The sequence below is a fragment of the Pseudomonas sp. HS6 genome, assembly GCF_023375815.1.
Classification (GTDB): Bacteria; Pseudomonadota; Gammaproteobacteria; order Pseudomonadales; family Pseudomonadaceae; genus Aquipseudomonas.
The window spans coordinates 2,614,236-2,629,691 of sequence record NZ_CP067412.1; the positions used below are offsets into that span (position 1 = coordinate 2,614,236).

7 protein-coding genes (1 of these 7 cut by a window edge) are annotated in these 15,456 nt (G+C 61.9%); 3 read left to right on the forward strand and 4 right to left on the reverse strand.

Annotated elements, in window-relative coordinates:
* The 3 genes from JJN09_RS11945 to JJN09_RS11955 all read left to right on the forward strand — a co-directional run.
* Window positions 1-6,703, forward strand: partial view of a non-ribosomal peptide synthetase gene (locus JJN09_RS11945; protein ID WP_249490302.1) — the 3' portion only. 7,946 nt of this gene lie to the left of the window's left edge; only the last 6,703 of its 14,649 coding nucleotides appear in the window; its start codon lies beyond the left edge, outside the window; it ends in the stop codon at window positions 6,701-6,703.
* Between the two features lie 66 nt (window positions 6,704-6,769).
* The gene (gene macA, locus JJN09_RS11950; RefSeq protein WP_249490303.1) at window positions 6,770-7,918 is read left to right on the forward strand and encodes a macrolide transporter subunit MacA; all 1,149 of its coding nucleotides are present in this window, start codon (window positions 6,770-6,772) and stop codon (window positions 7,916-7,918) included.
* Window positions 7,919-7,926: 8 nt separating this feature from the next.
* Window positions 7,927-9,885, forward strand: a complete 1,959-nt coding sequence (locus JJN09_RS11955; RefSeq protein ID WP_249490304.1) for a MacB family efflux pump subunit — start codon at window positions 7,927-7,929, stop codon at window positions 9,883-9,885.
* A 63-nt stretch (window positions 9,886-9,948) separates the two neighbouring features.
* Here the strand turns inward: JJN09_RS11955 and JJN09_RS11960 are convergent, their stop codons facing one another.
* The 4 genes from JJN09_RS11960 to glcD all read right to left on the reverse strand — a co-directional run bounded on the left by JJN09_RS11960 (window position 9,949) and on the right by glcD (window position 15,447).
* Window positions 9,949-10,722: a helix-turn-helix transcriptional regulator gene (locus tag JJN09_RS11960; protein WP_249490305.1), complete on the reverse strand. Its 774-nt coding sequence runs from the start codon at window positions 10,720-10,722 to the stop codon at window positions 9,949-9,951.
* 925 nt (window positions 10,723-11,647) lie between these two features.
* Window positions 11,648-12,880 carry a glycolate oxidase subunit GlcF gene (gene glcF, locus JJN09_RS11965; RefSeq protein WP_249490306.1) on the reverse strand — a complete coding sequence of 411 codons (1,233 nt, stop codon included), beginning with the start codon at window positions 12,878-12,880 and terminating at the stop codon, window positions 11,648-11,650.
* Between the two features lie 3 nt (window positions 12,881-12,883).
* Window positions 12,884-13,948, reverse strand: a complete 1,065-nt coding sequence (glcE, locus tag JJN09_RS11970; protein ID WP_249490307.1) for a glycolate oxidase subunit GlcE — start codon at window positions 13,946-13,948, stop codon at window positions 12,884-12,886.
* Window positions 13,948-15,447 (reverse strand): glycolate oxidase subunit GlcD, encoded by a 1,500-nt coding sequence (gene glcD / locus JJN09_RS11975; RefSeq protein ID WP_249490308.1) that lies wholly within the window; start codon window positions 15,445-15,447, stop codon window positions 13,948-13,950. Before glcD ends, glcE begins: the two co-directional genes overlap by 1 nt.
* Window positions 15,448-15,456: the final 9 nt, after the last annotated feature.

Sequence of the window (15,456 nt, forward strand, 5' to 3'; positions counted from 1 at the left end):
TCAACAGAGCATTCACGGTTTGTTCGAGGCGCAGGTCTTGCGGTCGCCGCAGGCTGTGGCGGTACTTTTCGGCGAACAGCGACTGAGTTATGCCGAGCTGAACGCTCGGGCCAACCGACTGGCGCATCACTTGCGCGGATTGGGTGTTGGCCCGGATGCGCGGGTGGCGATCTGCGTCGAGCGCGGGCTGGAGATGGTAGTCGGGTTGCTGGCGATTCTGAAGGCTGGCGGCGGTTATGTGCCGCTGGATCCGGCGTATCCGCTGGAGCGTCTGGCCTACATGCTGGAGGACAGCGCGCCGTCGGCAGTACTGTTGCAAGGCTCGACCCGCGCGTTGCTGGGTGAGGTGTCGGTGCCGGTGGTCGATCTTGATCACAACACTTGGCAAGCGCTGTCGGCCGATAACTTGTCCGTCGATGGACTGACCCCGCAGCACACGGCCTACGTGATCTACACCTCAGGCTCCACCGGCCAGCCGAAAGGTGTGATCAACGAGCATTCAGGGGTGGTCAACCGCTTGCTGTGGATGCAGGACGCTTATCGTCTGACGGCTGAAGATTCGGTCCTGCAAAAGACGCCGTTCAGCTTCGACGTGTCGGTGTGGGAGTTCTTCTGGCCGCTGATGACCGGCGCGCGATTGGTCATGGCCCGTCCGGGCGGGCATAAGGATCCGCTCTATCTCAGCGAAGTGATCGAAGCCGAACACATCACCACGCTGCACTTCGTGCCGTCGATGCTCGACGTGTTCCTCGCCCATGGCGACACCACTCGTTGCAACGGTTTGCGTCAGGTGATGTGCAGCGGCGAAGCGTTGCCGGGCAGCTTGGTACGGCGCTTCAAGCAACAATTGCCGGACTCTGGTTTGCACAACCTCTACGGCCCGACCGAAGCGGCGGTGGACGTCACGGCGTGGGATTGCGCCGGACCATTGGAGCAAACGCCGGACAACACGCCGATTGGCAAACCAATCGCCAACACCCGCATGTACATCCTTGATACCCAGCAGCAACCGGTGCCGCAAGGCGTGGTCGGCGAGTTGTACATCGGCGGCGTGCAAGTGGCTCGCGGTTACCTGAACCGTCCTGAACTCAGCGCCGAACGTTTCCTTCAGGATCCATTCCAGCCGAACGGCCGGATGTACCGTACCGGCGACGTCGCCCGTTATCTGGCCGATGGCAACATCGAATACCTGGGCCGCAACGACGATCAGGTGAAGATCCGCGGCCTGCGCATCGAACTGGGCGAAATCCAGTCACGCCTGACTGACATCGGCGGCGTGCAGGAAGCGGCGGTGCTGGCCCGTGAAGACGTGCCGGGGGACAAACGCCTTGTCGCCTACTACACCGGCGCCCATCTGGAAATCGACGTGCTGCGCGGTCATCTGCTGGAGGATCTGCCGGATTACATGGTGCCAGCGGTGTTCGTATACCTCGATGCGCTGCCGCTGAGCCCCAACGGCAAACTCGACCGCAAAGCCCTGCCCGCACCGGATCAGGCTTCGGTGATCACCCGCGAGTACGACGCGCCGGTCGGCGAGGTGGAAATTCTCCTCGCAGGCTTGTGGGCCGAACTGCTCAAAGTGGAGCGAGTAGGGCGCCACGACAACTTCTTCGAACTGGGCGGGCACTCGCTGATGGCGGTCAACCTGGTGGCGCGGATGCGCCACGTCGGGCTGACGGCTGATGTGCGCGTGCTGTTCAATCAGCCGACGCTCGCTGCGCTGGCCGCTGCGGTCGGCGACGAGACGGAGGCCATAATCCCGGCCAACCGGATTGCGCCGGACTGCAAACACATCACCCCGGACATGCTGCCACTGGTTGCACTGGATCAGCCCGCCATCGACCGCATCGTCGCCAGCATTCCCGGCGGCGCGGCCAACGTGCAGGACATTTACCCGCTGGCACCGTTACAGGCTGGCATTCTGTTCCATCACCTGTCGGCAACCCAGGGCGATCCGTATGTGTTGCAGGCTCAGTTTGCGTTTGCCGATGAGTCGCGCCTGCGGGTGTTCGCCGAAGCTTTGCAAGCCGTGATCGAACGCCATGACATTCTGCGTACGTCGCTGTTCTGGGACGGTCTGGAAGAGCCGGTGCAAGTGGTCTGGCGTCAGGCGTCGCTGGTCTGTGAAACGGTTGAATTGAACGATAGTGAAACGGATGCATTGAGCCAGTTGCGCAGCCGGTTCGATACCCGGCAATACCGCATGGCCGTCACTCAGGCACCGCTGATGCGCGTGGTGCATGGCTGGGATGCGGTCAATCGGCGCGTGGTGGCGCTGCTGCTGTTCCATCACCTGGTCATGGACCACATTGCACTGGAGGTACTGCGCCACGAGATGCAGGCTGTCTTGCTCGGTCAGGTGCGGCAACTGGCCGAACCGGTGCCGTATCGCACCTATGTCGCCCGCACGCGCTCTGGGCTGAGCGAAGAGGAACATGAGACGTTCTTCCGTGACATGCTCGGCGATATCGACGAACCGACCCTGCCGTATGGCCAGGGTTCTGTTGCGGACAGCGGCAACGGGCATGCGCAACGGCTGCTGAACACCGTGCTGAGCCAGCGGGTCAGGGCCAAGGCCAGGCGCCTGGGCATCAGCGCCGCCAGCCTGATGCACCTGGCGTGGGCCAGCGTGCTGGGGCAACTGTCGGGGCGTGAAAACGTGGTGTTCGGCACGGTCATGCTTGGCCGGTTGCACGGCGGTGAAGGTGCCGAACGCGCGCTGGGCGTGTTCATCAACACGCTGCCGTTGCGCATCGATTTGAGCGGGCAGTCGGTGAAGGAAGCCGCGCTGGCGACCCATCAGCGCTTGAACCGCCTGCTGCATCACGAACACGCGCCGCTGGCGCTGGTGCAACGCTGCAGCGCCATGGCCCCGGGGTCGCCGCTGTTCAATGCGTTGTTCAATTACCGTCACAGTGGCGGCGGGGGCACGCCGTCCGCGGAAGTCGTGGCGGCATGGCAGGGCATGCAGTTGCTCGATGCCGAAGAACGCAGCAACTACCGCCTGAGCCTGAGCGTCGATGACTTGGGCGAAGACTTCAGCCTGACCGCGTTGACCATGGCAGGGATCGACGCCGAGCGGATTTGCGACTACATGGATCTTGCGGTCGACAGCTTGTTGCAGGCGCTGGAGCGGACGCCGCAACTGGGCATCGATCAGTTGTCGATCCTGCCGCGGGATGAACGGCGGCAATTGCTGGTCGAGTTCAATGCCACCCAGCGGGATTACCCGGCGACGTTGACGGTTCATCGTCTGTTCGAACAGCAGGTGACGAAGCATCCGCAAGCTCAGGCGGCTGTGCATGGCAATTCGGCGTTGACCTATGAAGAGCTGAATGAGCGGGCCAATCGCCTGGCCCATTATCTGATCGGGCAGGGCGTGCAGCCGGGCGATCACGTGGCGATCCTGCTGCCACGCTCCTTGGATCTGCTGGTTGCGCAACTGGCCATCGGCAAGTGCGCGGCGGCTTATGTGCCGCTGGACATCAACGCCCCGGCCGAACGGCAGGCGTTCATGGTCGAGGATTGCGGGGCGAAAGCGCTGTTGACCTTCAGTACTGAAACGGTTGATTACGCTGTGCGCCGGATCTATCTGGATGCACTGGATCTAGGCGCGCAACCGGTCTACAACCCGGATCTGCCGCAGTCTTCCGAATCCTTGGCCTACATCATGTACACCTCCGGCTCCACCGGCACGCCGAAAGGGGTGATGGTGCCGCACCGGGCGATCGGTCGACTGGTGATCAACAACGGTTATGCGGATTTCAATGCGCAAGACCGCGTGGCATTCGCCTCCAACCCAGCGTTCGACGCCAGCACCATGGACGTCTGGGGGCCGCTGCTCAACGGCGGGCGAGTAGTAGTGATTGATCACGCGACTTTGCTTGATCCACACGCTTTCGGTCGAGCGCTGGCTAGCACCGGCGTGACGATCCTGTTCGTCACCACCGCGCTGTTCAACCAGTACGTGCAGCTGATTCCTGAAGCCCTCATGGGGCTGCGCATTGTGTTGTGCGGCGGCGAACGCGCTGACCCGGCCGCCTTCCGCCGCCTGCTGGCAGAGGCGCCCAACCTGCGCATCGTCCACTGCTACGGCCCGACCGAAACCACTACGTACGCCACAACCTTCGAAGTGCGCGAAGTGGCAGAAACAGCCGACAGCGTGCCGATTGGCGGCCCGATCTCCAACACCCAGGTCTACGTGCTCGACGCCCGTCAGCAACCCGTACCGATGGGCGTGACCGGCGAGTTGTACATCGGCGGCCAGGGCGTGGCGCTGGGCTATTTGAATCGCCCGGACCTGACCGCCGAAAAATTCCTGCAAGACCCGTTCGGCGATCAACCGGGAGCGCTGCTGTACCGCACCGGCGACCTCGCACGCTGGTTGGCACCGGGGCACCTGGAATGCATCGGCCGTAACGACGATCAGGTGAAAATCCGCGGCTTCCGCATCGAACTGGGGGAAATCGAAAACCGCCTGCTGAACTGTGAGGGAGTGAAGGAAGCCATCGTGCTGGCCCGTCAGGACGGCCAGGAACCGATACGTCTGGTGGCGTATTTCACGGCCGAGGATGGCGTCGACAGCGCCAGTCTGCGCAGTCAATTGCAAGCACGCCTGCCGGAATACATGGTGCCGTCGGCCTGGGTGCAGCTCGACGCTTTGCCGTTGAACAACAACGGTAAGGTCGACCGCAGAGCCCTGCCGGTTCCGGCGCACGACGCGCTGCTCAGCCGCGCCTATGAGACTCCGGCCAATCCGCTGGAAGAGACTCTGGCGCAGCTCTGGGCCGAAGTGTTGCCGGTCGAACAGGTCGGTCGTCACGACAACTTCTTCGAGTTGGGCGGACACTCGTTGCTGGCGATTCGTCTGATCAACCTGATGCAACAGAACGGGCTGGAAGTGACGCTGGCCGAGCTGTTCCAGCACGCCAGCATCGAGTCGCTCGGTACCTTGCTCAGCCAGCGCACAGGCGCTGAACAGCAGGATGACGGGCTGGTCGTGGTGCGTGCCGGTGGCGCAGGCACGCCGTTGTTCCTGCTGCATGAGTTCAGTGGGATGGACGCGTACTTCCCGGCGCTGGGCCTGCACATCGAGGGCGATTTCCCGATCTACGGCTTGCCGGGCATCCCGCTCGGCAAGGCACCGCTGCGCACCATGGAATGCCTGGCGGCGCGCATGGTGGAGATCATTCGTTCGGTGCAGCCGCAAGGGCCTTATCGCCTGGCCGGCTGGTCGTTCGGCGGGGTGTTGGCCTATGAAGTGGCGATGCAGTTGCTCGGCATGGATGAGACGGTGGCGTTCGTCGGTCTGATCGACAGTTTCGTGCCGCGCCTGACCGATCAGGGAAAGGCGCGCTGGAGCGACGAGCATGCGCACAAGCGCCAGTTGTTGCAGCACTGCACGATGTACTCGGCCTCTCTTGGTGATGCTGGACAAGCCGCACTGGCGCATCTGGCGGTGTTGCACACCGAACTGGAACAGATCGACTTCCAGCCGCTGTTGCAGCGCTGCCGGGACGAGCAATTGCTGCACCCGGACATGGCGGCCGCTAAACCGGAGGACCTGTGGCATTACCTTGACCGCGAAGTCGCCCACGGGCATGCGCTGGCGCATTACCGGATCAATCCATTGGGTTTGCCGCTGCATCTGTTCCGGGCCCAGGAACATCCGACGGACTTGTCTCGTCGTCACCCGACCCTGGGCTGGGCAGACGAAGTATCGGTCACGCTCCTGAACTGCATCGATGTGCCGGGCGATCACCAGAGCATGATGCAGGCGCCGCATGTGCAGGTGCTCGGTCAGGCACTCAGCCAGGCATTGCAGGCGTCGGCAGTGGTCGAATCCCGGGCGTATCAGCCGCTGTTGACGATCCAGACCGGTCACACCGGGCATGCGCCGATTTTCTGCGTGCCGGGAGCTGGCGACAGTGTCACCGGGTTCCTCCATCTGACCGAGGCGCTGGGGCCGGAGTGGCCGATTCATGGGCTGCAACCCCGAGGCCTCGACGGCGCGACCGTGCCGCACAGCCGGGTCGAAAGTGCCGCCGAGTTCTACGTTCGAGCACTTGAGCAGCTGTACCCGCAAGGGCCGGTGCATCTGATCGGGCATTCGTTCGGCGGCTGGGTGGCGTACGCCATGGCGGCGCAGTTGCAGGCTGCGGGGCGCGAGGTGGCGTCCCTGACCCTGATCGACAGCGAATCACCGGGCGGCAACAGCGTCGTGGGCAAGCCGTACACCACGACGGCGGCTCTGTTGCGACTCATTGAGTCGCTGCAACTGTCCAGCGGCAAGTCTCTGGGCATCGATGCGCTGGCCTTCGCCGAAGCTGACGACACCACGCAAATGCGCCTGCTGCATAACGGGATGGTCCATGCGGGTGTGCTGTCGGAGCGCTCCTCAGCCGATGCGATGCAGGGCCCGGTACGTACCTTCGCTACGGCGCTACGCACGGTCTATCGACCGGCGTTGGCCTATACCGGGGCGGTGCGTCTGGCGCTGGTGGACGACCCGACGCTGGACGCGTCGGGCAATCAGCGTGAACAGGCGGCGATGCTTGAAGGCTGGCAGCGTGAGGCCAGGGATTTGGCGGTGTGGTACGGCCCGGGCAACCACTTCACGATTCTCAAGGCGCCCAACGTCTTCAGCCTCGCGGCGTGGTGGCATGACGGGCTGACGGTAGCGGCGGGTCAAGTGTTGTCCTGATTAAAGTCTTTATCCTGGAACCCGGCCGCTGGCCGGGCTCAACCCTGAACGGAATTGTGGTCATTTATGGAACAGTCGAAGTTGCGCAAAGTCGGTCTGGGTATCGCGTTGACGCTGGTGGCCGGGTTGGTGTTCTACACGGTGCAGGCACCGGCCGAAGCGCCGCAATATCTGACCGCCACGGTCGAACGCGGTGACATTGAAAACGCGGTGTTGGCCACCGGTTTGCTGGAAGGTATCAAGCAGGTGGACGTCGGTGCCCAGGTCTCGGGGCAATTGAAGTCGCTCAAGGTCAAGGTCGGCGATAAGGTCAAGAAGGGCCAGTGGCTGGCGGAAATCGACCCGCTGGTGCTGCAGAACACGTTGCGTCAGGCACAGGTCGACGAGGAAAACCTGCAAGCCCAGCGCCGGGCGACGCAGGCTCAGGTCAGGCAGACCAAGGCGATTTACGAGCGCTATCAAAATCTGCAGGAAGACGCCTCTATCTCGCGGCAGGATTTTGAAACCGCGCAATCGAACTACGAAGTGCAGCAGGCCAATCTGTTGTCGCTGGATGCGCAGATCAAGAGCGCGCATATCCAGATCGACACCGCCAAGGTCAATCTGGCCTACACGCGGATCGTCGCGCCCATCGACGGCGATGTGGTGGGCATCGTCACCCAGGAAGGCCAGACCGTGATTGCCAACCAACTGGCGCCGATCCTGCTGAAACTGGCGGACCTGGACACCATGACCGTCAAGGCTCAGGTGTCGGAAGCCGACGTCATTCACATTGCGCCGGGGCAGGAGGTGTATTTCACCATTCTGGGCGAGGACAAGCGTTACTACGGCAAGCTGCGCGGCACCGACCCTGCGCCGCAGAACTTCCTTGAAGCGCCGCCTGCTGGCACACCGAAGCAGAACACGGCGGTGTTCTACAACGCACTGTTCGAGGTGCCCAACCCGGACCATCGCCTGCGTATTTCCATGACCGCCCAAGTGCGGGTGGTGCTCGACACGGCCAAATCGGTGCTGACGATACCGGTGGCCGCGTTGGGGCCGCGCAACAACGACGGCAGTTTCCCGGTGCGGGTGCTGGACGCCAAGGGCCAGGCGCAATCGCGCAACGTGCAGACCGGCATCAACAACAACGTCAAGGTGCAGGTCAACGGCGGTCTGGCCGAAGGTGACCGGGTGGTGATCGGTGATCCGGTGGCGAAAGTGGCAGGGGCATGAGCATGAGCATGACCGAACCTCTGCTGCAACTGACCGGCATCAGCCGTAGTTTCACTGCGGGTGACCGTGAATTTCTCGCGTTGAAGAACATCAATCTGACAATCAATGCCGGGGAAATGGTCGCCATCATTGGCGCTTCGGGCTCCGGCAAATCGACCCTGATGAACCTCCTCGGCTGCCTCGACTACGCCACGGCCGGCAGCTACAAGATCAACGGTCGGGAAACACGCGACCTGGACAATCAGGCGCTGGCCGAACTGCGCCGCGATTATTTCGGCTTCATCTTCCAGCGCTACCACCTGCTGCCGCACCTGAGTGCGATGCACAACGTCGAAATGCCGGCGATCTACGCCGGCACGCCGGAGCCCCAGCGTCATGCCCGGGCCCGTGAGCTGTTGGCACGCCTGGGGCTGGAAGGGCACCTGACGCATCGCCCGAGTCAGCTGTCGGGCGGTCAGCAGCAGCGGGTGAGTATCGCCCGGGCCTTGATGAACGGCGGCGAAGTGATCCTCGCGGATGAACCGACCGGCGCCCTCGACACCACCAGCGGCAAGGAGGTGATGCGCATTCTGCTGGAGCTGCACGCCGCCGGGCACACGGTGATTCTGGTGACTCACGACCCCAAGGTCGCGGCCAACGCCGAGCGCATCATCGAGGTCAGCGACGGCGAAATCCTCAGTGACCGCCGCAACGAACGCGACACCACGGCGCTGACCAACGAGGACGCGGTACCGCCCAAGTCCACGGCGGCGCGGCGTCTGGTGGCCAGCCTCGGGTTGTTCAAGGAAGCGTTCAACATGGCCTGGGTCGCACTGATTTCCCATCGGATGCGTACCTTGCTGACCATGCTCGGGATTGTTATCGGCATCACCTCGGTGGTGTCGATTTCGGCCATCGGCGAAGGCGCCAAGCGGTATGTGTTGAAAGACATTCAGGCCATTGGCAGCAACACCATCGATATCTATTCCGGCACCAGTTTCGGCGACAGTCGTTCGGCGGCCATCGAAACCCTGGTGCCCGCCGACGTCACGGCACTCAATCAGCTCTACTACGTCGACAGCGCCACGCCGGTGGTCGGGCGCAATCTGTTGCTGCGCTATCGCAACATCGACCTCGATGCGCAGGTCAACGGTGTCAGCGATCTGTACTTTCAGGTGCGCGGGATCAAGATGGAGGCGGGCATCCCGTTCAGCGAAAGCGATGCACGGCGTCAGGCGCAAGTGGTGGTGATCGATCACAACACACGCCATCGGTTGTTCGGCGAGGGCGTCGATCCGCTGGGGCAGGTGATCCTGATCGGCAACCTGCCATGTACGGTGATCGGCGTGGCGGCGGAAAGCAAAAACATCTTCTCGGCGAGCAAGTCGCTCAACGTCTGGGTGCCCTATGAAACCGCAGCCGGACGGCTGTTGGGCCAGCGTTACCTGGACAGCATCAGTGTGCGGATCAAGGACGGCCAGCCGAGCAAGGTGGTGGAAGACAACGTCAACAAACTGATGCTGCAGCGCCACGGCACCAAGGATTTCTTCACCAACAACCTCGACAGCGTGATGCAGACCGTACAGAAAACCAGCCGCTCACTGGCCTTGTTGCTGTCGCTGATTGCGGTGATTTCCCTCGTGGTGGGCGGCATCGGCGTGATGAACATCATGCTGGTGTCGGTCACCGAGCGTACCCGTGAAATCGGCATCCGTATGGCGGTCGGGGCTCGGCAGTCGGACATTCGCCAACAGTTTCTGGTGGAGGCGGTGATGGTCTGCCTGCTGGGTGGCGCCATCGGTATCTCGTTGAGTTACGCCATCGGCCACCTGTTCTCGCTGTTCATCAAGGAATGGGAAATGGTGTTCTCGATGACTTCGGTGCTTACCGCTGTGCTCTGCTCGACCCTGATCGGCATCGTGTTCGGCTTTGTGCCGGCGCGAAATGCGTCACGGCTCGATCCGATCGAGGCGTTGGCCCGGGATTGAAACGGGCGGGAAAAAACCGCCGTCCCTTGCAGGAGGGCGGTTTCGTTACAGGCGTATGAACGGTCAGGCCGCGTTAGACGGACCGCAGGCTGCCGGGCAGTCCTTTGGCGAGTACATCCAGCGCATCAGCGAGTGACGGCCGCTGATACCCAGTTTGATCGCAGCGCGCTTGAGATAGCTCTCCACGGTGTTGACCTTCAGTTGCAACTGCTCGGCCAGTTCAGGCGCGGTGCGCCCGGCGAGCAGGCCGACACACACTTCCATTTCGCGGTTCGACAAGCTCAGCCCCAGTTGCTCCACGCGCTCGCAAAAGCGCAGGCGCAGGGTTTCCAGGCCCAGCAGGGTTGAATCCGATTGCTCCTGAGATTGTCCCTGGGCGTCAGTGTTCGCCGGTTGCAGGGCGTTGATGTGTTTCTCGACCATCGGCAGCAGCACTGGAGATATGTCCTGCAACAAACTGCGCTCGTGGGCGGAAAAGCGTTTTGCCGGGCCGCAACGGTAGACCGAGATCACATAGCGATAACCGTCCTTGCGCCGGGTCAGGTGCAATTGCGAGGCATCGGTGACCGTCGAGGGTTCGGGAGTGGGCAAATCATTGGCACTCGGCAGAGTACTCAGCTCGGAATACACCGTTTCAGCCGGCAGTGGCGCTTCCTTGATACATTCGGGCTCACTGCGCGGTTGTGCGCGTCCGACCGGTTCCACGCGCATCTGCCGGATGTGCGTGGCGTCCACCGCCAGTTGGGTCAGGATAAGGTCATGCAGCATCCGTGGGAAATGTCGGCTGCCAGTGCTGGCGATGACCTTGCCAATGTGAGGAAACAGCTGTGAGTTCATGTCGTTCATCCATGAGTTGCAGTGTGGTACTCGTGTTCCTGAACCACCGGAAAACAGCTCCATGCCCGGCGACAGCAAATCAGGAAATTGGATCCTATCCTAGTACAACGTTTCAGCGACGGTTTAATGAAGGGGCTATTAGCTCATAACTGACGGTGAGGGGGAGGTCGGGATGACAGGTGTCAGCGAAATGCCTTACAGCTGAGTAGGAATGATTTTATAAAAATCATACAAATGACAGTATTAAAAACAAAAAAAGCCCGTTTCAGCCGAAGCCAAAACGGGCTTTTTCCCGCATCGACAACCGTTACTTCAGGTTGTCAAAGTGGTCTCGCAGGAACTCGTAAAAGCGAAACGCTTGAAACGATCTCCATACGAGGCTCAGCGTACGCAGCAAAAGCTTCATACGTTTTGGCCTCCAGGTCGGGGGCCAAACCTCCAGCGCACTTACCGGATCATGTGTGCCTTCGGACATGCACGTCAATGTTGTCCATGAGGCGGCCGGTTGTAATCCCTCCGAGCCATCATTCCGGCACGGGTGCAAAACCGTGTCGAAGGGCATGAAACCGTTATGGTTCCAGCCAAACCTCATAGGCGCACTGGCGAGTGAGCGTCGGCATATTAACCTGTCTTGTGGCGAGATTTTGAGGATGATGGAGAAAGGTTTCGTGTGTTTTGTAATTCGTTATTTCTGTCAGCATGACTCGTTGTGATAAAGACGCGTCAGGGCTACCCTTGTTTTCGTATAACGTCACTCAATGCACGCAAAATAACGTTGCAACGAGTACCAAAGATTAATAGTATTCCCGCACGTCAGTGTTGTCCGTGAGACACAACAGGCCCCAGCCGCAAACTGAGGCCTACCGAAAAGCCGCCCCGCAAAGGCGGTTTTTTTTCGCCCATCGTTTGAGCGCCGCCAGCAATCCTACGCCTCGCTCACCAAGGGCAACCCGGCATCCACCAGCTCGATCCAGTGCCTGACCGGCGTGCGTCCCGCGCCGTCGAGGTGGGCCTGGCAGCCGATATTGGCGGTAGCGATGACGTCTGGATGACCGCTTTCCAGGGCGTTGAGCTTTTGGTCGCGCAATTGCCGGGCGAGCGCCGGTTGGGTTATCGAATAGGTGCCCGCCGAGCCGCAACACAGATGGGCGTCCGGCACGGTCGTGAGGTTGAAGCCCAGCCGGGTCAGCACCGACTCCACTGCGCCGCCGAGTTTCTGTGCGTGTTGCAAGGTACAGGGACAGTGGAAGGCCAAGCGTTGATCGGCGTGAATACCAAGGGATTCGAGCGGCTCCTCACGCAACACTTCAACCAGATCTTTCGCCAGCGCACTCACGGTTTTCGCCTTTTCGGCATAGGCCGGATCGGTGCAGAGCAAGTGCCCGTAATCCTTGATGAACGCGCCGCAGCCGCTGGCGGTCTGCACGATCGCTTCGGCGCCTTGTTCGATGGCCGGCCACCACGCATCGATGTTCTGGCGGGCGCGGTCGAGTCCGGCGGCCTGGGCGTCGAGGTGATAGTCCACGGCGCCACAGCAGCCGGCATATCGCGCTGGTGTAATGCTGATCCCCAATCGATCCAGCACCCGTGCTGCCGCCGCGTTGGTGTTGGGCGACAAACCCGGTTGCACGCAGCCTTCGAGCATCAACACCTGGCGGGCATGCCGCGAAACCGGACGGGGTGCGATTGCAGAGGTGCTGCGCGGCAGTTTGGCTTGCAGAGTATCGGGCAACAGTGCGCGGAAGATCTGGCCAACCCCGAGCAGTCCCTTGAACAGAGAGGAATTGGGTGCCACGCCACGCAAACCTGCCCGCAACACACGTTGGCCGATGGGACGCGGCACGGCCGCATCGACCACCGCGCGGCCGATATCGAGCAGGTTGTGATAGTCCACACCCGAGGGGCAAGTGGTTTCGCAATTGCGGCAGGACAGACAGCGATCCAGGTGCAGTTGAGTCTTGCGGGTGACTTCGTTGCCTTCCAACACCTGCTTGATCAGGTAGATGCGCCCCCGTGGGCCGTCGAGCTCATCGCCGAGCAACTGATAGGTCGGGCAGGTCGCGTTGCAGAAGCCGCAGTGTACGCAACTGCGCAGGATGCTCTCGGCTTCTTCGGCGCGGGGTAGCTGTCGGGCTTCTTCGCTGAGAGTGGTTTGCATGGCTCAAAGCTCCGCGTACAGGCGACCGGGGTTGAAGATGCCCTGAGGGTCGAGCTGTTGCTTGAGACGCCGGTGATAGTGCAGGAGGGCGGTCGACAGTGGATGGAACGGCGTGTCGATCAAACCATGGCTGTAGCAGGTCGCATGCCCGCCAACAGCCGAAACCACCTGGCGAATCAGTGCCGCGTCGGCACCTGATTTGAGCCAACGCTGGGCGCCGCCCCAGTCGAGCAATTGTGCGCCGGACAAGGCCAGCGGCGAGGTGTTGTTCGGCACCGACAGGCGCCACAGGGGCTGGTCTTCATCAAAAAAATCCAGGCGCTGTTCATTCAGATCTGACCAATAAGCGCCATCGAGCATTTCGCCACCGAGACGATCACGGGCCGCCGCCACCGAGCCTTCACCGCCCTCCAGACGCAAGTGCAGACGCTGCCCATCGTGGCACGCGGCGCTGATCGGCAACGGCTGTTGACCCCATTCCGCCAGGCGTTGCAAGGCCCGCTCGCTGTCCATTTCCAGACTGATACTCAGGCACTCACGCGGTTTGGGCAGAACCTTGAGCGAGACTTCGGTAATCACCCCCAGCGAGCCGTAACTGCCAGCCATCAGTCGCGACAGGTCATAACCGGCGACGTTTTTCATGACTTCACCGCCAAAACGCAGGTGCTTGCCATGACCGGTAATGATCCGCGTACCGAGCACGAAATCCCGCACCGACCCGGACCACGGACGCCGAGGACCCGACAGTCCGCTGGCGATCATCCCGCCCACCGTTGCGTCGTCGGCGAAGGCCGGTGGTTCGCACGGCAGCATTTGTTGTGAAGCGTCCAGCACCTCAAGCAGTTCGGCCAGCGGTGTGCCGCAGCGTGCGGTGATCACCAGTTCGGTCGGGTCGTAGCTGATGATGCCGCGATGGGCGCGGGTGTCGAGGATTTCTCCGGCGACGATGCGCCCCAGAAACGCCTTGCTGTTGGCGCCCTGAATCCGCAGTGGCGTGGCGTCCTGCAACGCCTGATTGACCTGATCGAGCAGCGCGAGGCTGTCGTCGACATCCTTTTCTCGGACCATCAGAAACGCTCCAGCTCGGGAAAGGGCAGTTGCCCGGCGTGAATATGCATGGCGCCGAATTCGGCGCAGCGGTGCAGTGTCGGGATGTTCTTGCCCGGATTCAGCAGGCCGCCGGGGTCGAACGCGGCTTTGACGGCGTGGAACACGGTCAGCTCATCGTTGTTGAACTGCGCGCACATCTGGTTGATTTTCTCCCGTCCCACGCCGTGCTCGCCGGTGATACTGCCGCCGACCTTCACGCACAACTCGAGGATTTTTCCTCCCAGGGTTTCGGCGCGTTCCAGCTCGCCGGGTTGATTGGCGTCGAACAGAATCAACGGGTGCATGTTGCCGTCGCCGGCATGGAATACGTTGGCCACCCGCAAGCCGTATTCGGCGGACAACTGCGCAATGGCTTGCAGCACGCCGGGCAGTTCGCGGCGCGGGATGGTGCCGTCCATGCAGTAATAATCCGGCGACAAACGACCCACGGCCGGGAAGGCATTCTTGCGTCCGGCCCAGAAACGCACGCGCTCGGCCTCGTCTTTTGCCTGACGCACTTCGGTGGCTCCGGCGTGCTCCAGCACCTGGCGGACGCGGATGCAGTCATCGTGGACGTCGGCTTCAACGCCATCGAGTTCACAGAGCAAAATGGCTTCGGCGTCCACCGGGTAGCCGGCGTGGATGAAGTCTTCGGCGGCGCGGATGGCCAGGTTGTCCATCATTTCCAGGCCGCCGGGAATGATGCCGGCGGCAATGATGTCGGCCACGGCGCGGCCGGCGTTTTCCACGGAATCGAATGCGGCCAGCAATACTTTGGCGGTCTGAGGTTTGGGCAGCAGTTTGACCGTGACTTCGGTGATAACGCCCAGCAGGCCTTCGGAACCGGTAAACAGCGCCAGCAAGTCGAAGCCGGGGGAATCGAGCGCATCGGAGCCGAGCGTGAGGTGTTCGCCCTCGACCGTCAGGATCTCAACCTTGAGCAGGTTGTGCACGGTCAGACCGTATTTCAGACAATGCACGCCGCCGGCATTTTCCGCCACATTGCCGCCGATGGAGCAGGCGATCTGCGAGGACGGATCCGGTGCGTAATACAGACCGAACGGCGCCGCAGCCTGGGATATCGCCAAATTGCGCACCCCGGGCTGAACCCGTGCGGTGCGGGCGGCCGGGTCGATGTGCAGGATGTTGTTGAAGCGTGCCATTACCAGCAGCACGCCTTTCTCCAGAGGCAACGCGCCGCCGGATAGTCCGGTGCCGGCACCCCGGGCCACCACCGGCACGTTTCTCTCATGACAGATTCGCAAAACACCCTGCACCTCATCGAGATGCCGCGGCAGGACCACCAGTAACGGTGCAGTGCGGTAGGCGGACAAGCCGTCGCATTCGTACGGTGCGAGATCCTCGCGCTGATGCAGGACTTCCAGCGTCGGCCACTGGTTGTGCAGTGCCTGCAACAGCGCAGCTTTATCGACGTCCGGCAGGGCGCCGTCGACCTGCTCGTCGTAGAGAATGTTCATGAACGGTGA

Excerpts from the sequence above, each read along its gene's own strand:
- macA (WP_249490303.1), top strand. The coding sequence starts at position 6,770 with ATGGAACAGTCGAAGTTGCGCAAAGTCGGTCTGGGTATCGCGTTGACG.
- JJN09_RS11955 (WP_249490304.1), top strand. The coding sequence starts at position 7,927 with ATGACCGAACCTCTGCTGCAACTGACCGGCATCAGCCGTAGTTTCACT.
- JJN09_RS11960 (WP_249490305.1), bottom strand. The coding sequence starts at position 10,722 with ATGAACTCACAGCTGTTTCCTCACATTGGCAAGGTCATCGCCAGCACT.
- glcF (WP_249490306.1), bottom strand. The coding sequence starts at position 12,880 with ATGCAAACCACTCTCAGCGAAGAAGCCCGACAGCTACCCCGCGCCGAA.
- glcE (WP_249490307.1), bottom strand. The coding sequence starts at position 13,948 with ATGGTCCGAGAAAAGGATGTCGACGACAGCCTCGCGCTGCTCGATCAG.
- glcD (WP_249490308.1), bottom strand. The coding sequence starts at position 15,447 with ATGAACATTCTCTACGACGAGCAGGTCGACGGCGCCCTGCCGGACGTC.